The organism is Aeromonas sp. S12(2024), from assembly GCF_041402305.1.
GTDB classification, from domain to species: Bacteria; Pseudomonadota; Gammaproteobacteria; order Enterobacterales; family Aeromonadaceae; genus Aeromonas; species Aeromonas veronii.
This window is the reverse complement of record NZ_JBGLRB010000010.1, coordinates 109,353-132,860: the sequence shown is the minus strand read 5'-3', so window position 1 is coordinate 132,860 and position 23,508 is coordinate 109,353. Positions and strand designations below refer to the sequence as shown.

Sequence of the window (23,508 nt, the reverse complement as noted above, 5' to 3'; positions counted from 1 at the left end):
GGTATAGTAGCCGCTGATTTTCAGGCGCTTTTTTCACCTTCATCCGCAGAAAGGGATGAGACGGCAAGGGCGCCTGCCCGGTTTACCCCAACGAGGTGAAGATCCGCTTTATGACCGACGCCATTGTGGTGCTCTGCACCTGCCCAGATCAAACCAGTGCCGACCTTCTCTGCGAGCAGCTGCTAAACCAGCGGCTGGCCGCCTGCATCAATCAACTACCGGGCATGACCTCCGTCTATCGTTGGCAAGGCAAGGTGGAGCGCGCCACCGAGATCCAGCTCATCATCAAATCCCGCCAGTCGCGCTTTGCCGAGCTGCAGGCGTGCATTCTGGCCCATCACCCCTATGAGGTGCCCGAGCTGCTGGCCCTGCCGGTGAGCGCCGGCCTGCCCGCCTACCTCGACTGGCTCAATGGGGAGACCTCATGACATTCAACCGCTTGCTCTCTCCCCTGCTGCTGCTCTGTGCCCTGTTGACGACAGCGGTGGGCAGCTCCCCAGCCCACGCCAGCGGCGCCGATCTGCTCAGCTCGCTGGGCATTGAGGCCAACGCCAAACCCAAATTTTTGCAGGTCGATGAGGCCTTTCAGATCGATAGCGAACAGCGTGGCGATCAGCTGCTGCTGACCCTCCATATAGCCGACGATTACTACCTCTATCGCCACAGCCTGCGCTTCAAGGGGAACAACCTCACCTTCAGCGAGCCGACCCTGCCAGAAGGCACCGAGCACGAGGATGACTTCTTCGGCAAGACCCGGGTCTACTACCAGCAGGTGAGCATCGCGGTGCCGCTAAAGGAGGTGGGGGAAAATGCCGCCCTGCGGGTGCGCTATCAGGGCTGTACCGACGGCCTCTGCTATCCACCGACCGACAAGCTGATCGATGTGGCCCCGCTGGTCACGGCAACCACAGCGTCCACTGCTGAAACGGCACAAAGCGTCGCACCGGTTAGCCAGCAGGACCAGCTGGCCGCCGCCCTCGGACATCAGGGGTTCTGGCTCAGCATCGTCGCCTTCTTCGCGCTGGGGCTGGGGCTCGCCTTCACCCCCTGCGTCTTCCCCATGTATCCCATTCTGACCGGCATCATCGCCGGTGCCGGCCATCGCCTCTCTACCGGTCGCGCCTTCCTGCTCTCTCTGGTCTATGTGCAGGGGATGGCGGTCACCTACACCCTGCTGGGGCTGGTAGTGGCCTCGGCAGGGCTGAAATTCCAGGCGGCGCTGCAACACCCCTATGTGCTGATCGGCCTCTCGGTGATGTTCGTGCTGCTGGCCCTCTCCATGTTCGGCCTCTACACCCTGCAACTGCCGAGCAGTTTGCAGACCCGGCTCTCCGGCCTCTCCAACCGCCAGCAGGGTGGTTCTGTGGTCGGGGTCGCCATCATGGGGATGATCTCCGGGCTGGTCTGCTCCCCCTGCACTACGGCGCCGCTCTCGGGGGCGCTGATCTACGTGGCCCAGAGCGGCGATCTCTGGCTCGGCGGGGCGGCACTCTATACGCTGTCACTGGGGATGGGGCTACCGCTGCTGCTGCTAGGCACCTCGGGTGGCAAGCTACTGCCCAAAGCGGGCGCCTGGATGGATGTGATCAAGCAGCTGTTTGGTTTTGCCCTGCTGGCAGTGCCGATCCTGCTGCTGTCACGGCTCTGGAGCGATCAGATTGCCACTCTCGCCTGGCTCGGCTGGGGGCTGCTGTTGTGCGGCTACCTCTATCACCACAACCAGCACCAACCCCACTCGGTGGCCAAAAGCGTGCGCGGCTTCGTGCTGTTGTTGGCGATGATCAGCGCCGTGGTAGTGGGCAAGGATCTGCTGCAACCGGCCCCCCCTGCTGCCGTCACGGCGGATGCCAGTCAAACGGCGCCGCAGTTTATCCGCATCAAGACGCTGGATGATCTCAAGATGCAGCTGGCCGCCGCCCGCGGCAAACCGGTGCTGCTCGACCTCTACGCCGACTGGTGCGTCGCCTGCAAGGAGTTCGAGCACAAGACCTTCAGCGATCCCGCGGTGCGGGAGCACTTCGGCCAGATGATGCTGCTGCAGGCGGATGTTACCGCCAACGACGATGCCGATATCGAGCTGCTCAACGGCCTCAATGTGCTGGGGCTGCCGACCCTCATCTTCTTCGACCGCGAGGGCAAGGAGCTGACAGGGCAGCGGGTCACCGGTTTTATGGGGCCTATCCCCTTTGCCAAACATCTCGAGATGGTAAGTGATGCACACTGAGTTGCGTCGGCTGCAGACAAGCGATGCACCTGCCTTGCAGAGGCTGTTCGAGCAGGCCCCCTCCTATCAGGCGGCGGTTAGCAATGATCCTCTCTCTGCACAGGCAGGAGAAGAGGAACTTGTCGCCTGCCCATCCGGCCTGCCTCTCTCCGACAAACATCTCATCGGCCGCTGGGAGCAGGGAGAACTCACCGCTGTCATTGATCTGCTGCGCGGCTACCCCAATCCAGACACCGCCTATCTGGGTCTGTTACTGGTGGGGGAACCCTGGCAAGGGAGTGGCCGTGGTCAGTCGCTCTATCTTCACGCCTGCACGCTGGCAAGCTCATGGGGGGCTACCCGGCTTCGCCTGTCAGTGATTGCCAGCAATGAGAGTGCTCTATCCTTCTGGCTGCGCAGAGGCTTCACCGAGTGCTATCGCCGCGAGCTGGCTGGTTATCGGGCCGAGGCCATCGTGCTGGAACGTTCACTGGAACCGTGAGCCGAGGTTTGCCGCCGCGCATTCGCGTGGCACAATCGCCCCTCTCGTTTTGCACTTGTCCGGAGTTTTGATGAAAAAGTGGTTCATCCCCCTGCTAGCCCTCTGGCTTTATGGCTGCAGTGCAGGGCCCGGTGAAGAGGATATCCGCCAGCAGGTCACCGCCAAGCTGCTGGCCGAGACAGACGCCAACCTGTTCGATATCAGCGACTTCACCATCCTCGGCAAGGAGGAGCGGATGGAGGGGGTCTATCTGGTCAAGGTGAGTTACCAGCTCCACTTCAAGCAGGGGCTCGATCAGTTGCAGGTGTTGCACGACGAGGACCTGGTCTACGACCGGGTTGGCCCCTTCCAGCAGGAGATGGGTCTGATGGATCTCGAGCGCAAATATGGCGAGTTCGAGGCGGGCCAGGTGCTGCCGCAAGAGGCAGAGGTGTGGATGATGAAGGACGAACAGGGGTGGCGGCTGGCTGAACCGGCCCAATAAAGGGCTTTCCGCCCCTTATGCTCTGCAACGACTCTCCTGCCGTTGCCAACCAGCTCAAACCTGGGTATCGACCCGATACCCTTTTCGCTCGGCAGGTTCGTTCGGCAGCTTGCTGGCCAATCCTGACAGCACCTCCTTGAGGGTGACCCCGCTCTCTGCCGCACCACTGCTCTCCAGCAGCTTGGTCAGCTGGCTCTGCAAGGGGTTCACCGCCTCAGCTTCGACTTCCTGCTCGCTCTCTTGTCCCTGCTTGCCCTGTTGATCCAGCGTCTCCAGCAGGCGATCCAGATCCCGCCTGAGCGGGTTCTCGCTGCTGTCGGCGATGGCGAGTTTGCGCTGTTCCTGCTCTTGTCGCTGTTGTTGCTGCAATGCCAACTGTTGCTCCTGCTGCTGTTGCAGGGAGCCCATCATGGTGTTGATGAACGCTTCCAGCGAGTCCCTGATTGAAACAGTGCCACCGCCACTGCTCTCCCCTTGCGGTGACAGCCCCAGCTCATCCAGCACTGCGCCAAGGTCGCGCACCAGGCTGTCACTGCCCGTTGATGGTGAAGTTGCAGCCCGCTCCTGTGCCTGCACAGCGGGAGAACCCTGCCGTTGCGCCAGCGGGCTGAGCCCGCCTGACGCGACCACATTTATCTCCATCTTGGCCCTCCTCCCCCCGTCTTCGGCTCTTTCTCGGCAACTATTCCGGCAATCTGACAAACCCTTGTCCCTTGGCAGATAACCGCTCTCACACCTAAAAGATAGCGCCAACCGGACGAAATTGGCGCGAACGCATCTTTTGGTCTATCAGGCGGAACGATAGTGCCAACCCGCTATAAACAAGGGCTGGCAAGGGGGCTTAGTTCAGCCATCACTGCACAGGCTGACAATGGGGGTCAGAAGATATCCTTCATCCGGTGCCACAGCATACCCAGTGCCAACAGCGGAGAGCGCAGCGCTGGGCCACCTGGGAAAGTGATGTGAGGCACACTGGCGAAGAGATCGAAACCCCTGCTCTCGCCGCGGATCGCCTCGGCCACCAGCTTGCCCGCCATATGGGTGGCATTGAGGCCGTGACCCGAATAGGCCTGGGCGTAGAGCACGTTGGGGTGTTCCTTGAGACGGCCAATCTGCGGCAGCCGGTTGGCGCCGATCCCGATCATGCCTCCCCACTGAAACTCGATGGCAGTGCCAGCGAGCTCGGGGAAGACCCGCAGCAGCTTAGGCAACATAAAGGCCTTGATATCGCGAGGATCCCGGCCGGAGTAGTTGCAGGCGCCGCCAAACAGCAGGCGGCCGTCGGCGGAAAGGCGGTAATAGTCGAGCGCCACATTCTGATCGCACACCGCCATGTTTTGCGGCAGCAATCGCTGGCGCAAACGGCGATCCAGCACTTCGGTGGCGAGGATGTAGGAGCCCGCGGGCAGCACCCGCCCGCCCAGCTCCGGATTGAGGTCGTTGAGATAGGCGTTGCAGCCGATCACAAGATAATCGGCAGTGACCCGGCCGTGGGCGGTGGTCACCTCCACCTGCTTGCCGTACTCGATATGGGTCACTCTGGAGTGTTCAAACAGGGAAACCCCGAGGCTGGCGGCGGCGCGCGCCTCGCCGAGCGCAAGATTGAGAGGATGCAGGTGGCCGGAGCCCATGTCGATGAGGCCGCCGATATAGCGATCCGATCCCACCACGCTATGGATATCTTCACGCGGGACCAACTTTAGCTCGTGCTCATAGCCGAGGCTCGCCAGATGGTCGAGCTCCTCCTCGAAGCCGATCAGATGGCGTTGACGGGTGGCCAGGTCACAGTAACCCCAGGTGAGATCGCAGTCGATATTGAAACGCTCGACCCGCTCGCGCACCAGCTGCACCGCCTCCAGCCCCATCAAATCGAGCTCGCGCACTCCTTGCTCGCCAATCCAGCGGGCAAACTGGCTGGTATCGTGGCCGATACCGCGAATAAGCTGACCGCCGTTGCGCCCGGAGGCGCCCCAGCCGATACGGTTGGCCTCCAGCAAGGCGACCTTGTAACCGGCATCAGCCAGATTGATAGCGGTATTGAGACCGGTAAAGCCGCCGCCGATGATGCAGACGTCAGCCTTGTGCTCCCCCTCCAGCTCGGGCCACTGTTCCGAGTCGTTGCGGGTGGCCGCGTAGTAGGAGGCGACGTGCTCCTGATATCCGTTGTGCTTTCCTGCCTGCATACTCAGCATCCTGCCTTGGTTGCAAATTGTTTAATAAAATAAGCAAAGTTGTTTCGATAATACCCAGTTCCTCCTCCACTCACCAACCGGTGCGGATCACAGAAATGCAAAAGGCGCCCCGAAGGGCGCCTTTTCATGCAATCAAGGTGCTGTAACGAATTACAGTACGTCGATGGCGTTCAGGTCGGAGAATGCTTTCTCCAGACGAGCGATCATGGAAGTCTGACCTTCACGCAGCCATACGCGCGGATCGTAGTACTTCTTGTTCGGCTTGTCGGCACCTTCCGGGTTGCCCAGCTGGCCTTGCAGGTAAGCTTCGTTCTTCTTGTAGAAGTTCAGCAGACCTTCCCAAGTTGCCCACTGGGTGTCGGTGTCGATGTTCATCTTCACTACGCCGTAGGAGATGGACTCGCGGATCTCTTCCAGAGTGGAACCTGAACCACCGTGGAATACGAAGTCCAGAGACTTGGCTGGAATACCGAACTTCTCGGAAACGTACTTCTGGGAAGCGTCCAGGATGGACGGGGTCAGCTTGACGTTACCCGGCTTGTATACACCGTGTACGTTGCCGAAGGAGGCAGCGATGGTGAAACGCGGGCTGATCTTGGACAGACGCTCGTAAGCGTAAGCAACATCTTCCGGCTGGGTGTACAGAGCGGACTGATCCATGTGGCTGTTGTCAACGCCGTCTTCTTCGCCACCGGTGCAACCCAGTTCCAGCTCCAGAGTCATGTTCATCTTGGCCATGCGGGTCAGGTACTCGCAGCAGATGTCGATGTTCTCTTCCAGAGACTCTTCAGACAGATCCAGCATGTGGGAGGAGAACAGCGGCTTGCCGGTTTCAGCAAAGTGCTTCTCGCCCGCTTCCAGCAGACCGTCGATCCACGGCAGCAGCTTCTTGGCAGCGTGGTCGGTGTGCAGGATTACCGGCACGCCGTAGGCTTCGGCAACAGCGTGAACGTGCTTGGCACCAGAGATGGCACCCAGGATGGCAGCTTTCTGACCTTCCAGCTTCAGACCCTTACCGGCGGTGAACACGGCACCACCGTTGGAGAACTGAACGATAACCGGCGCTTTAACCTTGGCGGCAGCTTCCAGTACGGCGTTAACGGAGTCGGTACCAACGCAGTTTACGGCCGGCAGAGCAAAGCCGTTCTCTTTAGCGATGGCGAACACTTTCTGAACGTCATCACCAGTGATCACGCCGGGTTTTACGAAGTCGAAAATTTTCTTAGACATGTTTAATCGTCCTGTCTCGTATGCCGTTAATAAAAAATGGGGGGTTCATCATGAACCGGCACAGCGGGCACATGATAAACGAAACGGGAGGCTTTTGCCCCCCGTTCCGGGTCAATTAGGCTTTGGCGCGCTGTTCCAGAATCGCAACAGCCGGCAGTACCTTGCCTTCTACGAACTCCAGGAAGGCGCCGCCGCCAGTGGAGATGTAGGAGACTTTGTCAGCGATGCCGAACTTGTCGATGGCTGCCAGGGTATCGCCACCGCCAGCGATGGAGAAGGCCGGAGAAGCAGCGATGGCTTCAGCGATAACCTTGGTGCCTTCGGCGAACTGGTCGAACTCGAACACACCGACCGGGCCGTTCCACAGGATGGTCTTGGCGTTCATGATGATGTCAGCCAGGGCCTTGGCAGAATCCGGGCCGATGTCGAAGATCATGTCGCCGTCGGTCACGTCAGATACGGACTTGATGGTCGCCGGAGTGGACTCGGAGAACTCGGCACCGACAACCACGTCGGTGGTCACAGGAATGTTGGTCTCGGCAGCCAGTTTCTTGGCGGTGTCGATCAGGTCGTGCTCGCACAGGGACTTGCCGACGTTGTGACCGGCAGCAGCGATGAAGGTGTTGGCGATGCCACCACCGACAACCAGCTGGTCAGCAATTTTGGAGAGGGATTCCAGAACGGTCAGCTTGGTGGAGACCTTGGAGCCGCCAACGATGGCAACCATCGGGCGCTCGGGCTTCAGCATGGCTTTGCCCAGCGCTTCCAGTTCACCAGCCAGCAGCGGGCCGGCACAAGCGACCGGAGCGAACTGGGCTACACCGTAGGTGGAGCCTTCGGCGCGGTGAGCAGTACCGAACGCATCCATTACAAAGACGTCACACAGGGCGGCGTATTTTTTGGCCAGCTCTTCGGTGTTCTTCTTCTCGCCTTTGTTGAAACGGCAGTTTTCCAGCACAACCAGCTCACCGGCAGCGACTTCTACGCCATCCAGGTAATCCTTGGCCAGGCGAACCGGGCAGGACAGAGCGTCTTTCAGATAGTTGACAACCGGAGCCAGGGAGAATTCTTCGTTGTATTCACCCTCGGTCGGACGACCCAGGTGGGAGGTGATCATCAGCTTGGCGCCCTTTTCCAGAGCCAGCTTGATGGTCGGCAGAGTCGCAACGATACGTGCATCGGAGGTGACCTTGCCGTCTTTTACCGGTACGTTCAGGTCAGCACGGATCAGAACGCGTTTACCCGCCAGATCCAGGTCAGTCATCTTGATAACAGACATATTCAGTCCTCTATATTTTCCAGGTAATGTTAAAAACAGTAACCTTTCGCCCGGGGCAGGCTCAGCCTGCGGCCATCATGGCCCGGGTGGTATCCAGCATCCGGTTTGCGAAGCCCCATTCGTTATCGCACCACATCAACATCTTGACGAGGTTGGCATCGCTCACCCGGGTCTGGGTACCATCAATGATGCAGGAGTGTGCATCATGATTGAAGTCTACGGAGACCAGCGGTTCTTCCGTGTAATCCAGAATACCGTGTAATGTACCTCTGGATGCCCGTTGCAGGGCTTGATTTACGTCAGTAACTGTCACTTTTTTACGAACAGTAATACTGAGATCCATCGCTGTTACATTGATGGTCGGCACCCGCACCGCGATCGCCTCGAACTTGCCGGCAAAGTGGGGCAGGATACGCTCCAGCCCCTTTGCCAGCTTGGTGTCCACCGGAATGATGGACTGACTGGCAGCGCGGGTTCGGCGCAAGTCACTGTGGTAGGCATCGATGACTTGCTGATCATGCATGGCCGAATGAATTGTCGTAATAGTACCACAATTTATCTCGAATTCTCGATGCAATGTTTCAATCACCGGCACCACGCAGTTGGTGGTACAGGAGGCGTTGGAGACAATCCGCTCCGCTCCGGTGAGGGTATGATGGTTGACCCCGTAGACCACGGTGGCATCCACATCCGCATCCGCCGGATGGGAGAAGAGCACCTTGCCCGCCCCCGCCGCCAGATGCAGCTCGGCATCGGCCCGCGAGCCAAATACCCCGGTGCAATCGAGCACCACGTCCACCCCCAGCGCCCGCCACGGCAGCTTTGACGGATCCCGCTCGGCAAACAGGGAGATGAGATCCTCCCCCACCAGCATGCTGTTGCCCGCCAGTTGCACCGGATGGTGGAAGCGACCGTGACTGGTATCGTAACGGGTCAGGTGCACCATGGCCTCGGGGGCCGCCAGCTCGTTGATGGCGACGATCTTGATGGTCTTGTCGCGCCCGCTTTCATAGAGGGCTCGCAACACGTTGCGACCGATCCGCCCGTAACCATTGATGGCAATCTTGATCATCGAGAATCCGTTTCCTTGAACCAGCAACAAGGCGGCGCACCGGCCGCCCGGGAGCCCCGGCTACGACAGCAGGGCCTCCTTGAATTCACCGCGGGCCAGCAGTGCCGCCCCGAATACCCCGGCACTGTCACCTAGGGCTGGAGCAATAATGGGGGCACTGAAACGGGGATTAAAGAGGAAGGGTAAAATTGTCTGTCGTCCGGCGCTGTAAAGGCTCTGCACATTGCCCACCCCGCCACCGATGACGATCACATCCGGGTCGAGAATATTGACCACATTGGCCAGCGCCTGACCAAACAGCAGGTGCAGCCGGTCGATGGTGAGCCTGGCCACATGATCGTGGGCGGTGGCCGCCGCGATTTGAGCGAGCGAGAGGCGACGCTTGGCCTTGGCCTCGTACCAGGCCTCCAGCGCCGGGCCGCTGATCAGGGTCTCGACGCAGCCACGCTTGCCGCAGTAGCACTCAGGGCCATCAGGGGAAAGCACGTTGTGGCCCCACTCACCGGCGATGCCGTGGTGACCGTTGAGGATCTGGCCGTTGATGACGATGCCGGAGCCGACCCCGGTGCCCATGATGATGCCGAACACCACTTTCGCATCGGGATGGTGCTGGCGCACTGCACCGAGATGGGTTTCTGCCAGCGCAAAGCAGTTGGCGTCGTTGGCGATCAGCACCGGCACGCCCAGCTTGCGCTCCAGATCCTCCTTGAACGGCTTGCCGTTGAGCTCGGTGGTATTGCAGTTCTTCATCAGGCCGGTCTGCGGATCCCGCGCCCCCGGCGTGCCCATGCCGATGACGGTCGGGCGCTGGCCAATCTTCTCGGCACACTCAGCTACCAGTTTGGCGATCTGGCCGATCATATGGTCATAACCGCCGGCCCGCTCGGTGGGGATGCGGTGGCGCAGCAGCACCTCGTCGCCATCCAGCACCACGCATTCACACTTGGTACCGCCAAGATCGATACCCCAATCCAGTGACTTGCTGCTCATCTTGCCTCCTGCACGGCCGCCACGCTCTCGTCATCGCGGCGCCATTTTTTAATGTAAAACGGGGCCTGACGGCCCCGGATTTCAAACAAACTCTTCTTCTCTCGCCCCGGCCTTAGCGACTGTGATACTGGGCAGAGAGCTCGTGCACCGCGTCGACGAACACACCGGCGTGCTCCGGGTTCACATCCTGATGGATGCCGTGGCCGAGGTTGAATACGTGGCCATTACCGTGACCGAAACCGGCCAGAATGGAGGCTACCTCTTCACGGATGCGAGCCGGAGTGGCGTAGAGCATGGAGGGATCCATGTTGCCCTGCAGCGCCACCTTGTCACCGACCCGGCGCTTGGCGTCGGCAATGTCGGTGGTCCAGTCCAGACCCAGCGCATCGCACCCGGTGGCGGCGATCTGCTCCAGCCACTGACCGCCGTTCTTGGTGAACAGGGTGACCGGCACACGGCGACCGTCGTGCTCGCGGATCAGGCCATCGACAATCTTGTGCATGTACTGCAGGGAGAAATCGCGGTAATCGCGCGGGGTGAGCACGCCGCCCCAGGTGTCGAACACCATGACCGCCTGGGCACCCGCCTTGATCTGGGCGTTGAGGTAAGCAATCACGCTGTCGGCCAGCTTGTCGAGCAACAGGTGCAGGGTTTGCGGCTCTGCGTACATCATCTGCTTGATCTTGGTGAACGCCTTGGAGCTGCCCCCCTCCACCATGTAGGTGGCCAGGGTCCAGGGGCTGCCGGAGAAGCCGATCAGCGGCACTTCGCCCTTCAGCTCACGGCGGATGGTGCGCACTGCGTTCATCACATAGCCCAGCTCATCTTCCGGATCCGGAATGGGCAGCGCCTGCACATCGGCCATGGAGGTGATCGGACGCTCGAATCGCGGGCCTTCACCCTGCTCGAAGTAGAGACCCAGCCCCATGGCATCGGGCACGGTGAGGATGTCGGAGAAGAGGATGGCGGCATCGAGCGGGTAGCGGCGCAGCGGCTGCAGGGTGACTTCACAGGCCAGCTCGGCATTGCGGCACAGAGACATGAAATCCCCCGCCTGGGCGCGAGTCGCCTTGTATTCCGGCAGATAGCGGCCAGCCTGGCGCATCATCCATACCGGGGTCATATCCACGTCCTGACGCAGCAGGGCGCGCAGGTATCGATCGTTCTTCAGCTCTTTCATCCCAGTTCCTGAGTTCGTATCACGCATAAAATGGCGGCCATAATACCACTTTGCCCACCGGATCGGACTGCCCAAAACGTGGCAAATGGGCGCACAGTTGCAAAGATGTGAAGGGGCGCAAACCTGACCGCCCCGCTTGTAACAAGAAGTGCAAAAAGATTGGCGAAAAGATAAGCGCCTCGTTACCCCTCGCCAGCCAGTGACAACTCAATCAGCCGCCGGGCGATGGTGCCGTGAGGTGGCAAACGCGGCAGCCGGTCGGCAGCAAAGAAATCGGCGGCGACCAGTTCGTCATCCTGCACCCGGATTTCGCCGCTCTCGTAGTCGGCGGTAAAGCCCATCATCAGGCTGTGGGGGAAGGGCCAGGGCTGGCTCGCCACATAGCTCACATTGCGCACCCGGATGCCGCTCTCCTCGAACACCTCCCGCGCCACGCACTGCTCGAGATTCTCCCCCGCCTCCACAAAGCCGGCCAACACGGTATACATGGGATCGTCCGCCTGATAGTGACGGCGATGGGCCGCCAGCAGGATCTCCGGCCCCTTGCGCACCGCCACGATAATGCAGGGAGAGATACGCGGATAGACGCTGTGCCCCTGCTGGCACACCTGCGCCCACTCCCCCGCCTTCGGGGTCATGGGGGCGCCGCACTCGCCGCAGAAACGGTGGGTGCGGCGGAAGGTAACGAGCTGCCAGGCACGCCCTGCGAGGCGAAAGCCCTCTTCGTCTCCCGCCACCATCAGCTGGCGCAGCGGGCTCATAGCGCTCGTGTCGGCCTCAGCCCCCAGATCGAGCAGATAGCAGGGCAGCCCCTGCCACTCATCAAAACGCTCGAAACGGGCACCGGCCAGCGCTGCGGGCAGGCACGCTTTACTTCCTTGTGGCACCTCTCCCTGCTGATCGAGCAGTACCAGATGATCGCCCCCCAGCACGAACCAGCGGGCTTGTTCGGTTAATGACATCAGATAAACACTCTCGTTAAAACAGAACCCTGACCACGGCTGGCCGAGCAAGGGGCAAACGCCGCGCGAATGGCTCCCATCTTACGACCAGCACGGGTCGCTGACGACCCCGCCGTGGCCGATTGTCCCATTCGTAAAAAACGGATGGTGCAAATAAAGAGGCCGCCCGAAGGCGGCCCGTTGTTATCCGGCATCCCGTATCCGGCCTCTATCGACGCGGATCAGGCATCACCCATCGCCAGCAGGGAGGCGTTGCCGCCCACCGCGGTGGTGTTGATGGTGCGGGTCTTTTCGGTGACGAAACGGCTCAGGTAGTGAGGGCCGCCCGCCTTGGGACCGGTGCCGGAGAGCCCCTGGCCGCCGAACGGCTGCACCCCGACCATGGCGCCGATCTGGTTGCGGTTGATGTAGACGTTACCGACATTGATGCGGCTTGCCAGCTCCTCGGCGTGGGATTCGTTGCGGCTGTGGATCCCGAGCGTCAGACCGTAGCCGGTGCCGTTGATGTCGCTGATCACCTTGTCCAGATCCCGGGTGGCGTAGCGCACCACGTGCAGGATGGGGCCGAACTGCTCCTTCACCAGCTCGCGGATGGAGCCAATCTCCAGCGCGGTCGGCTGGACGAAGTGTCCCTCCATGGTTGCGGCCGGCATCGGCGCCTGGGCAATCAGGCGAGCACGCGGGATCATGTAGGCGAGGTGAGCATCGAGACTGGTCTTGGCATCGGCATCGATCACCGGGCCGACGTCGGTGTTGTGCTCGGCCGGGTTGCCCACTTTGAGCTCCTGCATGGCGCCGGTGAGGATCTCCAGCACCCGCTCGGCGATCTCCTCCTGCAGGTAGAGCACCCGCAGGGCCGAGCAGCGCTGACCGGCGCTCTGGAAGGCGGCGCTCACCACGTCGCGCACCACCTGCTCCGGCAGGGCGGTGGAGTCGACGATCATGGCGTTCTGGCCGCCGGTCTCGGCGATGAGTGGCAGGATGGCGCCATCGCGCTGGGCCAAAGTCATGTTGATGAGCTTGGCGGTCTCGGTGGAGCCGGTGAAGCAGACGCCGCCAATGCGCGAGTCCGCAGTCAACTTGGCCCCCACGGTGGCGCCGTCACCGGGCAGCAGCTGCAGCACGTCGCCCGGAATACCGGCCTGATGGGCCAGAGTCACCGCCAGATGGGCGATAAGGCCGGTCTGCTCGGCAGGCTTGGCGATGACGGTGTTGCCGGTGGCCAGCGCCGCAGCGATTTGGCCGAGGAAGATCGCCAGCGGGAAGTTCCACGGGCTGATGCAGACAAACACCCCGCGCCCCTGCAGGAACAGCTCGTTCTGCTCGCCGGTGTAACCGGGCAGCAGGGTCGCCTGCCCCATCAGGCTGCGGGCCTGCACCGCGTAGTAGCGGCAGAAATCGACCGCTTCACGCACCTCGTCGATGCCATCTTGCAGCAGCTTGCCCGCCTCGCGAGTACAGAGGGAGACAAACTGCTCGCGGTTCGCTTCCAGCAGATCCGCCAGCTTCTCCAGCGCGGCAGCACGCTCGCTCAACGGGGTTTCACGCCAGCGCGGGAAGGCCGCGTGGGCCGATGCCAGCGCCTGCTCCACCGCCTGCTCATCGGCCCAGTGGATCTTGCCGACGATGAGGCTCACATCCTGCGGGCTCAGCACGGTACGTGCCTCGCTGCGCTTGAGGGTCTCGCCATCGACGATGGGGCCTGCCAGCCACTGCTTGCTCTCCAGCTCTTTCAAGCGGGCGAAGAAGGGGCGCTGGATGGAGAGGATATTCATGTTGACGCCGCTGGAGTTCTTGCGGTCGCTGAACAGGTTCACCGGCTGCGGAATCCGGTCGTTGGCAAAGCCGGAGTAGCGCTTGAGGGTGCGCAGCGGGTGCTCGGCCAGCGAGTCCACCGGGGTGTTGGGGTCCACCAGCTTGTGAACGAAGGAGGTGTTGGCCCCGTTTTCCAGCAGGCGGCGCACCAGATAGGGCAGCAGATCCTTGTGGGCGCCGACCGGCGCATAGATGCGACAGTGCAGGCCGGGATTGTCGTTTAGCACGGCGTTGTGCAGCTCCTCCCCCATGCCGTGCAGACGCTGGAATTCAAACTGGCGATCACCGGCCATCTCCAGAATGCTGACCACGGTATTGGCGTTGTGGGTGGCAAACTGGGGGGCGATAAAGCCGCGAGTCGGCTCGCTCAGCAGGTAGCGGGCGCAGGCGAGATAGGAGATATCGGTGCCCGCCTTGCGGGTAAAGAGCGGGTAGCCGGGCAGGCCCGCCTGCTGGGCATATTTCAGTTCGCTGTCCCAGTAGGCGCCTTTTACCAAGCGAACCGGAATGAGGTCACCCTGCTCGCGGGCCAGCGCGGTGAGCCAGCAGAGTACCGGCAGGGCGCGTTTGGAGTAAGCCTGCACCACCATGCCGAGCTTGCCCCAGCCACGGTTGGCGTCGGAGCGGTAGAGCTGCTCGAACAGATCGAGAGAGAGCTCGAGACGGTCCATCTCTTCGGCATCGATGCTGATGGCCACATCCTTGTCGCGGGCCAGCCGCACCAACCCCACCAGCCGCTCGCACATTTCGCCGAGCACCCGTTCGCGGTTCGCCACGTCATAGCGCGGATGGAGCGCCGAGAGCTTGATGGAGATGGAGGGGGCCTGGCCGCCGTCGCTGATGCGCTCGTTGCCCACCGCCTCGATGGCGTTACGATAATCGGTCAGATACTTGTCGGCATCCTGCATGGTCAGTGCCGATTCACCCAGCATGTCGTAGGTGTGGGTGTAGCCCAGCTCGCGGGATTTGCGGCTCGCCTTGAGCGCCTCTTTCATGTCGCGCCCCAGCACGAACTGCTTGCCCATGATCTTCATGGCGGCGTACATGGCGGAGCGCACCACCGGCTCCCCCAGCTTGTTGACCATCCGCCCCAGCAGGTTGGCCGGGTTGCCGTCGAGCTTCTTGTCCAGCTTGATGATCTTGCCGGTCAGCATCAGCCCCCAGGTGGAGGCGTTGACCAGGGTGGAATCACTCTTGCGAAAATGGGAGGACCAGTTGGCGCCGGAGAGCTTGTCCTTGATCAGGGCGTCGGCGGTCTCGGCATCGGGAATGCGCAGCAGCGCCTCGGCCAGACACATCAGGATGATCCCCTCCTGGGTATCCAGGCTGTACTCCTGCAGGAAGGCGTCGATACCGTCACCGGAGCCGCTCTCCTTGCGCACCTTGGTCACCAGAGTGCGGGCACGCTGGGTCACCTGCTCCAGCGAGGCGCCATCCCCCGGCAACATGGCCGACAGTTCGGCCAGATAGGCATTTTCATCCACCACGTAGTTATGGGTGATGGCTTCGCGCAGGGCGGCCAGATCGGAGGGGATATAGTCAGCGGCAAGCACTTGAGTAGCTTTGAACATATGGGGTCTTCCTGTACGCCCTAGGGCTGATATCGACAAAGGCGGACGCGCCGCCGAAACGCCGATAATGTATACAATGTTGCACCCTATATGAAATGAATTTGTTGCCAATCTTTAACAAAGATCGCTCATTCCCCCCATGAATTCCCTTTTGAAGCCAATACGCCAGCAAGCGTGAGGGTCATCTGACTTCATTTTGTATACGATCTACCGCTGCTCTATCGCAAAGCAGCCACGCATTCCGCCCAATGCGCCCCAAAAAAGAAGGGCCGCCACGGCGACCCTTCTCAGCAATTCATTCAGCCAGATGCTGTCAGTTCATCCAGCGATCGCCGCGGCTGCGACGACGGGGCAGCATCGGCAGCAGGATGCCAAGCAGAATACCGGCCCCCACCATGGCACCACCACGGATAAACCAGTCCATCTGCATGTCGTGCTCCTGGTTGTCGTAGCTCTGGGTCAGGGCATCATTCTGCTCTTTGAGATTGCTCATCTCCTCACCCTGACTGACCAGCTGGGCCTTGAGAGCAGCGATCTCCTTGCTCTGGGCAGCGATCTGGCCATCCTTCTCGGTGAAGCGTTTCTCGTTGTCACCGTTAAGGTTCTGCAAGCGATCTTTAAGCTCATCGCGCTCTTTTTCCACCTGGGGCAGACGCTCGCGCAGGCTGATCTGGCTCTGCAGTTCGCTGTTTTTGATCCACCCCTCGCGGCCACGACCGTCCACCACCTGGGTAAAACCGGCCTCGCTGTTCACCGCCTTTACCTCCAGCGGTTCACCAGCCTTGACGCTGCCAAGGATCCGGTACTGGGTACCCGGGCCATTGTGGATATAGGTAAAGATGTTGTCTGAAACATAACGGGTATCGGCCAGTGCCTGTTGGGCACACAAGCAGATCAAAATCCCGAGAAGGGCGCGCATGGTCGATCGGTTCTCTTTTTCAGGTTTGGACAAGAGGTTGAATGTTAAGCCGCCAGCAGGTTAAAGGACAAGCAAAGAAAAAGCACCTCCCCCCAGATAAAGAGCGCAGAGTTGCGAGTCACCTCGCAACTTGCCCGTCTGCGGTCTCACTTGTTTTTCAGCTCCTGCACCTCGCTGCGCAGGGCGCGGATCTCCCGCAGCAGCTCCTCTTGCTGGTTGTTGTAGTGATGACGCCACTTGTCGGTCTCGCCATCCCCCTTGTTGGGCTGCAAAAACAGGCTGGCCATAAAACCGCTGATGGCACCGAACAGACCGACCCCGAACAGGATCAGCAGGCTGGCGACAAACCGCCCCTCCTCGGTCTTGGGCACCAGATCGCCGTAACCGACTGTCGAGAGGGTCACCAGCGTCCACCAGAACGCGTCATAGGGTGTCTCAATCTGGCTGCCGGGCTGGCCTGACTCAATCCAGTACATGACGCCGGAGCCCACCCCCAGCAGCAGGAAGAACAGAAACAGGATGCCTGAGAGGGTGGTCTCGTTGCGCTCGCGACGGAACATGGCCCAGAGATCCGGGTGCTCCTTGAACAGCTGATAGACCCGCCACAGCTGGATCAACCGCGCCCAGCGCAGTTGCTCCGCCATCGGCAGGCTACCCGGCAGATAGATCCAGTTGGCCTTGAAATAGGCCTTGCGATCAGAGGCCCGGATCCAGCCATAAGCAAAGTGCGCGAGGAAGAAGTAGCAGATCAGACTGTCGAGGTCATAGAAGAGCTGCAGGGTCTGTGGTGTCAGGCTCTCATGGCCCCACCAGCGGGCCGTCACCAGCACAACCGAGATAATCGACAGAAATGCCATCAGCAGATCCATCGCCCGCAGATGAGTTAAGTGATGTCGCATACATTTTCCAACTTTAAGCACAGTGCAAATTAATAAAAGAGAAGATAATGCCGATAGTCCTGAGGGCAAAGGAAAAAACGGCTTTTAAAAGGAGAATGACAATGCAGCTGAACCTGCTGGAGAAAAGAATGAGCAACATCCGGTTGGTACCCAAAGTGGTGCTGCTGATGGTGTTCAGTACCCTCCTGCTACTGACAAAACTCTGGTTTGACGCCAACAATCTGGAAGCGACCCTGCTCAGCGAAGGGCTCGATCCCGCCAAGGCGGATGCGATCTCCAATCGCCTGCTCTGGACCGGCCTGATGGAGACCGCCATCATGGGGCTGCTGTTCGTGATCCTGCTGCTCACCGGTTCCCGCCTGATGGTCAAGCAGGTGCACTATCTGGTGGGCCTGCTGGAGCGCTTCGCCAAGCGGGACCTCAGCCACAAGGTACTGCTCAAGTCTCGTGACGAATTCGGTGACATCGCCAAGGCGGTCTCCCACTCGCAGGAGAACCTCAAAGAGGTGTTTGGCAACCAGCGCGCCGCCTGCAAGGAGCTCAACGACATCGCCTCCCAGGTGACCCTTTGCATGGAAGAGGCCAACGAAGCGATCAACGAAGAGTTCACCCAGATCGAACAGCTGGCCAGCGCCATGAGCCAGATGGTCGGCGCCATTCGCGAAGTGGCCGCCCATGCGGATCAGGCCTCTCACGCCACCGCCGAAACCAGCCAGCTGGCGGAAGAGGGGAGCCGCTGCGTCGCCGATACCGTCAGCACCATAGACACTCTCTCCGGCAACATCCAGCGCTCCGCTACCGTGGTCAACGAAGTAGAGCAGGGGGTCGAGCGCATTGGCTCTGTGGTCGACACTATTCGCGGCATCTCGGAACAGACCAACCTGCTGGCACTAAACGCCGCCATCGAGGCGGCCCGCGCCGGTGAAGCGGGCCGTGGCTTTGCCGTGGTGGCCTCCGAAGTGCGTGAACTGGCCAACCGGGCTCAGGCCGCCACCGTCGAGATCCAGAAGATGATCGAACAGCTGCAGGGCAATGCCCATCAGGCTGGCGAGCTGATGGCCCAAAGCGTACAGCAGGCCGACAAGGGGGTGGAACAGGTGACCCAGGCCGGTACCCAGCTCGCCACCATAGTGCAGCGGGTACAGGGTGTCGCCGACATGAACCGCCACATCGCCGCCGCCTCCGAGCAACAGAGCTCGGTCGCCGAAGAGATGCGCGGCAATCTGGAACAGGTCAAGCAGATCGCCGAAGGCTCCGTCGTGGTGCTGCGTGAACTGCAAGAGGCCTCCGAACTGGTCGAGCAGCACAGCAAGGCGCTCGACAGCCAGATCCACTCCTTCAAACTCGTCTGACAGCTTTCCTTGGTCGGGCATGACCGCCATTATGCCCCGCCACCGCTCTGGCCATAAAAAAATCCGAAACCAGTGGTTTCGGATTTTTTCTATCGGACAAAGGGCAGGCTCGGCTATCGCCTCGCCCACTCTTGCACAACTTACTCGGCAGCCATGCGGGCTTCGATGTAAGCCAGTGCACGGTCGATACGCGCCAGTACACGCTCTTTGCCCACCAGTGCCATTACGGCGTCGATGGCAGGGGATTGGCCTAGGCCGGTGACGGCCACACGCAGCGGCATACCAACCTTGCCCATGCCCTGACCCAGCTCGGCAGCGGTCGCTTCAATCAGCTCGTGCAGCGCTTCGGTGGTCCAGCTATCCAGTGCGGCCAGCTTGGTCTTGGCCAGAGCCAGCGGCTCGGCAGCTACGCCACGCAGGTGCTTCTTGGCAGCCGCTTCGTCGATCGCCTCGTACTCTTCGAACAGGTAGCGGCTCTGGGCGGCCATCTCAACCAGGGTGTTGCAACGCTCGGCCAGCAGAGTGACCACGTCGGCCAGAGCCGGGCCATTGCTGGTGTCGATCTTCTGGTTTTCCATGTGCCATGCCAGATGCTTGGCCACATAAGCCGGATCCAGGCTGCGCATGTAGTGGTTGTTCAGCCACAGCAGCTTGTCGGTGTTGAAGGCAGAGGCGGACTTGGAGATGGCATCCAGGCTGAACAGCTTGATCATCTCTTCCAGGGTGAAGATCTCCTGATCGCCGTGGGACCAGCCCAGACGTACCAGATAGTTCAGCAGCGCTTCCGGCAGGTAGCCGTCATCGCGGTACTGCATCACGGAAACGGCACCGTGGCGTTTGGAGAGCTTGGCGCCGTCGTCACCCAGGATCATGGAGACGTGGGCAAACTCCGGCACCGGCGCGTTCAGCGCCTTGTAGATGTTGATCTGGCGCGGGGTGTTGTTGATGTGATCTTCACCACGCACCACGTGGGTGATCTCCATGTCCCAGTCATCGACTACAACACAGAAGTTGTAGGTCGGCGCGCCGTCGGTACGGCGGATGATCAGATCGTCGAGCTCGGTGTTGGCGAACTCGATGCGGCCACGGACGTGGTCATCGAACACCACGGAACCTTCGGTCGGGTTGCGGAAGCGGATAACGTGCGGCGCATCGGCCGGGTGATCGTGGGCGTGGTCGCGGCACTTGCCGTCATAACGGGGCTTCTCGCCGTTGGCCATCTGGCCTTCACGCAGCGCTTCCAGACGCTCTTTGGAGCAGTAGCACTTGTAGGCGCGGCCATCGGCCAGCATCTCGTCGATCAGCGCGTTGTAGCGATCGAAGCGCTTGGTCTGGTAGTAGGGGCCCTCATCCCAGTTCAGCTCCAGCCATTCCATGCCCTCAATGATGGCGTCGATCGCCTCCTGAGTGGAACGTTCCAGGTCGGTATCCTCAATACGCAGCACGAACTCACCGCCCTGGTTCTTTGCAAACAACCAGGAATAGAGTGCGGTACGGGCACCGCCGACATGCAAAAAGCCGGTCGGGCTGGGAGCAAAACGGGTTTTGACTTTCATCTTTAAGCCTTGTGTAGAGGGCCTTGGGCCAATTCGTTAGAAAAAACCGTCGCATTTTAGCACCGACAATCACGGATGGGAAAACCATGACGCCATTGCGGGCTAAAGTAGGGGATTAAATCTGTCGCCATTTGCATCTGTAGCCCGATATTTGAAGAGGATCGCAAAACAGAAGCCCCGTTTCCGATTTGCTATGCACAATGCTGGAGAGCTGCCTCCTCCGGTCGATACCCAAATAACGCTCACCACACTTCTCACGAACAAGGAAGAGACGATGCAGTTCCGTTCTATCCAGAATCGCATTCTAGTGATGGCCGGGATCGCCATGACCGCAGCCCTAGTCATCCTGATCCTGCTCAACCAATACTCGGGTCAGCAGACTCAACAACTCACCATCAGCTCCAGCCGTGAAGCGCTGCAGCAGGAGGCCTGGCAGAAGGTCAGCGCCAATGCCCGCGCCGAGGCGGCCACCATCACCCAACTGCTGCAAAAAGGGCTCTCCTACACCCAGCAGATGGCCAGCGCCCTCGCCCTGCAACAACAGGGCAAACTGCCGCTGGATCGCCAGCAGGCCACCGACCTGCTCAAAGCACAGTTGGCGTTGGAGCCCCAGCTCTATGGCGCCTTTGCCGGCTTCGAGCCCAACGGTTTCGACGGTCAGGATGCCAGCTTTGCTGGCCAGAGTGCGCTGGGCAGTGATGACAAGGGGCGCTTCGTGCCCTACTTCTATCGCGACAAGGATCAAATCGGTACCGATCTGCTGCTCTCCATCGAAAAAACCGACCCGGACGAATTCGGCAATCCCGCCAACGACTACTACGCCTGCCCAAAGCGGGAAGGACGGTCTTGTCTGATCGATCCCTTCAAGGTGGATATCAACGGCCAGCAGGTGCTGGTGAGCACTATCACCACCCCCATCATGGTGGATGGTCAGTTCAAGGGGATCGCCGCGCTGGATCTGGCGGTGGACTCCATCAGCCGTCAGGCCAAGAGCCTCAACAGCAACATCTATGACGGCAAGGGCGAAACCCTGATCGTCAGCGCCGCCGGTGTCATCACCGGCACCAGCGGCGATGCCAGCCTGCTCGGCAGCAGCGCAAGTAAGGTGCTGGGCAACCAGTGGCAGCAGTACCTGAAACCGGAAGTTCAGCGTCAAGAGCTGGACGAGTCATTCCGTATTTCCGTCCCCATCATGGTGCCGGGAATGAGCCGCAACTGGGCCATCATCGTCACCCTGCCCTACAAGGTGGTACTGGCGGGCGCCGATCAACTGGAGAGCCAGCTCAATGAGATGAACCGGGCCGCGGTGACCCAGCAGCTGGTCGGTGCCTTTATCGTACTGGTGCTGGCGCTGGCCACCATGCTGGTGATTGCCCGCAGCATCACTGGTCCCATCCGCAAGATGGTCAGCCTGGTGGATGACATCGCCGATGGTGAAGGGGACCTCACCAAACGTCTCGCAACCCGCTCTGTCGATGAGCTGGGGGATCTCGCCAAGGGGATCAACCGCTTTATCGACAAGCTGCAAGGGCTGCTCGGGGATGTGCTCAAGACTGCCAGCGAGGTGAACCGCTACGCCGGTGACACCGATCGCATCGCCGGTCAGACCGACAACAACCTGCAGCACCATCAGGCGGAGATGGAGCAGATGCTGACCGCGGTACAGGAGATGTCCTACGTCAGTCAGGAGGTCGCCACCCACGCCAACAACACCGCCGACTCGGCCAAACAGGCGCAAGGCGCAGCCGATCAGGGCAAGGAGCGCTTCCAGCAGGTGATCCAGTCGATGCACAAGGTCGCGGCAGAAGCCGGCAAAGGGGCCGAAGTGGTGGAAGGGCTGGCTCACGACAGCGCCCAGATCACCAGCATCCTCACCGTCATTCAGGGAATTGCCGATCAGACCAACCTGCTGGCTCTCAACGCCGCCATCGAGGCTGCACGGGCTGGCGAACAGGGCCGCGGCTTTGCGGTGGTGGCCGACGAGGTGCGCAAACTGGCGGGCAATACCCAGCAGGCGGTGCAGAATACCCAGGAGTTGATAGAGAAGATCCGCCTCAGCTCCACCAATGCAGTCAACGCCATCACCCAGAGCCAGCAGCTGACCCATCAGGCGGTGGGCGAGGCGGATCTGGCGGAAGAGGCGCTCGGCAGCATCTACCAGGCCATCTCCACCATCAACGACATGACCTATCAGATCGCCTCCGCCGCCGAAGAGCAGAGCTCGGTCTCAGAAACCGTCTCCGGCAACCTGTCAAAAACCAACGCACTGGCCAACGACATTGCTCAGGATGCGACCGAAACGGCCAAAGCCAGTCAGGCATTGCGTCAGGCGGCCGACAAATTGCAGCAATTATTGGGTCAATTTCGTCTCAGCTGATAATTTTCCGCCTCAGGACTCTCCCCCTCGGGGGCGAGTCCGTTTACCATAGGCGGCGAATTTGCCTGATGGCAGGCAATGTAGTGAGAGGTAAATGCCGTGCCCACCCCGGACCGTCGCCCACGAGGCCATAACAGACGAGCCCAGCAGCGTCGCCAAGACGAATCACAAGGATCCCTGCTCCATCGCATCAATGCCGCGACCCTGTCCCTGCGCCAACGTTTTGGCCAAGGGATGAGCAACCTCGGCCAACGCCGCCAGGATGCCAAAGCAGGCAAATTCAAGCTGTCCAGCCCGCTGCCCCGCAAAAACACCATAGGTCTGCTGATCCTGATCCCGCTCTGGTTGCTGGTGCTGGCCTGGGAGCCGGCACCATCCGCCCCCAAAGCCGCCCCTTCCGGCTCGCTGGAAGTGCCGCTGGCCGTGCCCGCTCAGGCGCTAACTGTCGGTAATGGCGCGGCAGGCAGTGCCCCCATGGCAGCCAAACCAGTCGAAGAGAAGGTCAACGGTACCTGGCTGCAACACGATGTGCAGGCGGGTGAGACCCTCTACTCCATCTGGCGCAAATTCGAGTTGCCGGGTGCCGAGCTGAGCCGCCTGATCGCCATCGAGGGGCCGGATCGTCCCCTGACCCGCCTGCAATCGGGCCGCTCTATCTTCATCCTGGTGGACGACACCCGCCGCATCCAGCGGGTGGAGATCCGCTCATACGGTCAGGCGGTTTACCGCTACGACCGGCAGGGTGAAGGGTTCGCCCTCAAGGAATAACAAAAACGGGAGGCGCTGGCCTCCCGTTTTTTTCAGTCAAATATCTTCAAATAAGCTACTGACTTCACAATATTTTTAGCTTGTTCAAAAAACGAAAGGGGTCAAATTGACAAGGATCGGCGCTAACGTACAATCGTTTGTGCTTTAGACAGGGATT

General features: G+C 60.6%; 19 protein-coding genes. 7 read left to right on the top strand and 12 right to left on the bottom strand.

Annotated features, from left to right (window positions below; genetic code table 11):
* Window positions 1-110 precede the first annotated feature (110 nt).
* The 4 genes from cutA (at window position 111) to ACB035_RS11635 (ending at window position 3,189) form a co-directional block, all read left to right on the top strand.
* Window positions 111-428 (top strand): divalent-cation tolerance protein CutA, encoded by a 318-nt coding sequence (gene cutA / locus ACB035_RS11650; protein WP_279466050.1) that lies wholly within the window; start codon window positions 111-113, stop codon window positions 426-428.
* Window positions 425-2,224, top strand: coding sequence for a protein-disulfide reductase DsbD (locus tag ACB035_RS11645; RefSeq protein WP_371167332.1), 1,800 nt, complete (start codon window positions 425-427; stop codon window positions 2,222-2,224). Before cutA ends, ACB035_RS11645 begins: the two co-directional genes overlap by 4 nt.
* Window positions 2,214-2,705 carry an N-acetyltransferase gene (locus ACB035_RS11640; RefSeq protein WP_064335563.1) on the top strand — a complete coding sequence of 164 codons (492 nt, stop codon included), beginning with the start codon at window positions 2,214-2,216 and terminating at the stop codon, window positions 2,703-2,705. The genes ACB035_RS11645 and ACB035_RS11640 overlap by 11 nt, the downstream gene beginning before the upstream one ends.
* A gap of 70 nt (window positions 2,706-2,775) precedes the next feature.
* Entirely contained in the window at window positions 2,776-3,189 is a 414-nt protein-coding gene (locus ACB035_RS11635; RefSeq protein WP_159144292.1) for a hypothetical protein, read from the top strand.
* Window positions 3,190-3,243: 54 nt separating this feature from the next.
* Here the strand turns inward: ACB035_RS11635 and ACB035_RS11630 are convergent, their stop codons facing one another.
* From ACB035_RS11630 to ACB035_RS11580, 11 genes are all read right to left on the bottom strand, one after another.
* Window positions 3,244-3,831 (bottom strand): hypothetical protein, encoded by a 588-nt coding sequence (locus ACB035_RS11630; RefSeq protein ID WP_371167331.1) that lies wholly within the window; start codon window positions 3,829-3,831, stop codon window positions 3,244-3,246.
* A 236-nt stretch (window positions 3,832-4,067) separates the two neighbouring features.
* Window positions 4,068-5,372 carry an NAD(P)/FAD-dependent oxidoreductase gene (locus ACB035_RS11625; protein ID WP_371167330.1) on the bottom strand — a complete coding sequence of 435 codons (1,305 nt, stop codon included), beginning with the start codon at window positions 5,370-5,372 and terminating at the stop codon, window positions 4,068-4,070.
* A 159-nt stretch (window positions 5,373-5,531) separates the two neighbouring features.
* On the bottom strand, window positions 5,532-6,611 hold the full coding sequence (gene fbaA / locus ACB035_RS11620; protein WP_005335434.1) for a class II fructose-bisphosphate aldolase: 1,080 nt from the start codon (window positions 6,609-6,611) through the stop codon (window positions 5,532-5,534).
* Window positions 6,612-6,726: 115 nt separating this feature from the next.
* Window positions 6,727-7,890 carry a phosphoglycerate kinase gene (locus tag ACB035_RS11615; protein WP_005335436.1) on the bottom strand — a complete coding sequence of 388 codons (1,164 nt, stop codon included), beginning with the start codon at window positions 7,888-7,890 and terminating at the stop codon, window positions 6,727-6,729.
* A gap of 61 nt (window positions 7,891-7,951) precedes the next feature.
* Window positions 7,952-8,962 carry an erythrose-4-phosphate dehydrogenase gene (gene epd, locus ACB035_RS11610; RefSeq protein ID WP_005335438.1) on the bottom strand — a complete coding sequence of 337 codons (1,011 nt, stop codon included), beginning with the start codon at window positions 8,960-8,962 and terminating at the stop codon, window positions 7,952-7,954.
* A gap of 60 nt (window positions 8,963-9,022) precedes the next feature.
* Window positions 9,023-9,952, bottom strand: a complete 930-nt coding sequence (locus ACB035_RS11605) for an ROK family protein (RefSeq protein ID WP_064341337.1) — start codon at window positions 9,950-9,952, stop codon at window positions 9,023-9,025.
* 112 nt (window positions 9,953-10,064) lie between these two features.
* On the bottom strand, window positions 10,065-11,132 hold the full coding sequence (gene hemE / locus ACB035_RS11600; RefSeq protein WP_201954532.1) for a uroporphyrinogen decarboxylase: 1,068 nt from the start codon (window positions 11,130-11,132) through the stop codon (window positions 10,065-10,067).
* A 182-nt stretch (window positions 11,133-11,314) separates the two neighbouring features.
* A complete protein-coding gene (gene nudC / locus ACB035_RS11595) occupies window positions 11,315-12,094 on the bottom strand; it encodes an NAD(+) diphosphatase (RefSeq protein WP_371167329.1) in 780 nt (259 codons plus the stop codon).
* A 221-nt stretch (window positions 12,095-12,315) separates the two neighbouring features.
* Window positions 12,316-15,480: a bifunctional proline dehydrogenase/L-glutamate gamma-semialdehyde dehydrogenase PutA gene (gene putA, locus ACB035_RS11590; RefSeq protein WP_371167328.1), complete on the bottom strand. Its 3,165-nt coding sequence runs from the start codon at window positions 15,478-15,480 to the stop codon at window positions 12,316-12,318.
* A gap of 313 nt (window positions 15,481-15,793) precedes the next feature.
* Window positions 15,794-16,399, bottom strand: coding sequence for a TIGR04211 family SH3 domain-containing protein (locus ACB035_RS11585; RefSeq protein ID WP_005335443.1), 606 nt, complete (start codon window positions 16,397-16,399; stop codon window positions 15,794-15,796).
* 146 nt (window positions 16,400-16,545) lie between these two features.
* A complete protein-coding gene (locus tag ACB035_RS11580; RefSeq protein ID WP_005354446.1) occupies window positions 16,546-17,298 on the bottom strand; it encodes a potassium channel family protein in 753 nt (250 codons plus the stop codon).
* 101 nt (window positions 17,299-17,399) lie between these two features.
* On the opposite strand from ACB035_RS11580, the gene ACB035_RS11575 reads away from it, so the two are divergent.
* Window positions 17,400-18,650: a methyl-accepting chemotaxis protein gene (locus ACB035_RS11575; RefSeq protein ID WP_371167327.1), complete on the top strand. Its 1,251-nt coding sequence runs from the start codon at window positions 17,400-17,402 to the stop codon at window positions 18,648-18,650.
* 140 nt (window positions 18,651-18,790) lie between these two features.
* Here ACB035_RS11575 and gltX read toward each other — a convergent pair whose 3' ends face one another.
* The gene (gene gltX, locus ACB035_RS11570; protein ID WP_257696650.1) at window positions 18,791-20,206 is read right to left on the bottom strand and encodes a glutamate--tRNA ligase; all 1,416 of its coding nucleotides are present in this window, start codon (window positions 20,204-20,206) and stop codon (window positions 18,791-18,793) included.
* Between the two features lie 274 nt (window positions 20,207-20,480).
* On the opposite strand from gltX, the gene ACB035_RS11565 reads away from it, so the two are divergent.
* Entirely contained in the window at window positions 20,481-22,583 is a 2,103-nt protein-coding gene (locus tag ACB035_RS11565) for a methyl-accepting chemotaxis protein (protein ID WP_371167326.1), read from the top strand.
* A gap of 99 nt (window positions 22,584-22,682) precedes the next feature.
* On the top strand, window positions 22,683-23,351 hold the full coding sequence (locus ACB035_RS11560; protein ID WP_279464387.1) for a LysM-like peptidoglycan-binding domain-containing protein: 669 nt from the start codon (window positions 22,683-22,685) through the stop codon (window positions 23,349-23,351).
* Window positions 23,352-23,508: the final 157 nt, after the last annotated feature.

Coding starts and splice junctions, on each gene's coding strand:
- epd (WP_005335438.1), bottom strand. CDS start 8,962: ATGATCAAGATTGCCATCAATGGTTACGGGCGGATCGGTCGCAACGTG.
- ACB035_RS11635 (WP_159144292.1), top strand. CDS start 2,776: ATGAAAAAGTGGTTCATCCCCCTGCTAGCCCTCTGGCTTTATGGCTGC.
- putA (WP_371167328.1), bottom strand. CDS start 15,480: ATGTTCAAAGCTACTCAAGTGCTTGCCGCTGACTATATCCCCTCCGAT.
- cutA (WP_279466050.1), top strand. CDS start 111: ATGACCGACGCCATTGTGGTGCTCTGCACCTGCCCAGATCAAACCAGT.
- ACB035_RS11585 (WP_005335443.1), bottom strand. CDS start 16,399: ATGCGCGCCCTTCTCGGGATTTTGATCTGCTTGTGTGCCCAACAGGCA.
- ACB035_RS11625 (WP_371167330.1), bottom strand. CDS start 5,372: ATGCAGGCAGGAAAGCACAACGGATATCAGGAGCACGTCGCCTCCTAC.
- ACB035_RS11605 (WP_064341337.1), bottom strand. CDS start 9,952: ATGAGCAGCAAGTCACTGGATTGGGGTATCGATCTTGGCGGTACCAAG.
- gltX (WP_257696650.1), bottom strand. CDS start 20,206: ATGAAAGTCAAAACCCGTTTTGCTCCCAGCCCGACCGGCTTTTTGCAT.
- ACB035_RS11565 (WP_371167326.1), top strand. CDS start 20,481: ATGCAGTTCCGTTCTATCCAGAATCGCATTCTAGTGATGGCCGGGATC.
- ACB035_RS11575 (WP_371167327.1), top strand. CDS start 17,400: ATGCAGCTGAACCTGCTGGAGAAAAGAATGAGCAACATCCGGTTGGTA.
- ACB035_RS11580 (WP_005354446.1), bottom strand. CDS start 17,298: ATGCGACATCACTTAACTCATCTGCGGGCGATGGATCTGCTGATGGCA.
- ACB035_RS11615 (WP_005335436.1), bottom strand. CDS start 7,890: ATGTCTGTTATCAAGATGACTGACCTGGATCTGGCGGGTAAACGCGTT.
- nudC (WP_371167329.1), bottom strand. CDS start 12,094: ATGTCATTAACCGAACAAGCCCGCTGGTTCGTGCTGGGGGGCGATCAT.
- hemE (WP_201954532.1), bottom strand. CDS start 11,132: ATGAAAGAGCTGAAGAACGATCGATACCTGCGCGCCCTGCTGCGTCAG.
- ACB035_RS11640 (WP_064335563.1), top strand. CDS start 2,214: ATGCACACTGAGTTGCGTCGGCTGCAGACAAGCGATGCACCTGCCTTG.
- ACB035_RS11630 (WP_371167331.1), bottom strand. CDS start 3,831: ATGGAGATAAATGTGGTCGCGTCAGGCGGGCTCAGCCCGCTGGCGCAA.
- fbaA (WP_005335434.1), bottom strand. CDS start 6,611: ATGTCTAAGAAAATTTTCGACTTCGTAAAACCCGGCGTGATCACTGGT.
- ACB035_RS11645 (WP_371167332.1), top strand. CDS start 425: ATGACATTCAACCGCTTGCTCTCTCCCCTGCTGCTGCTCTGTGCCCTG.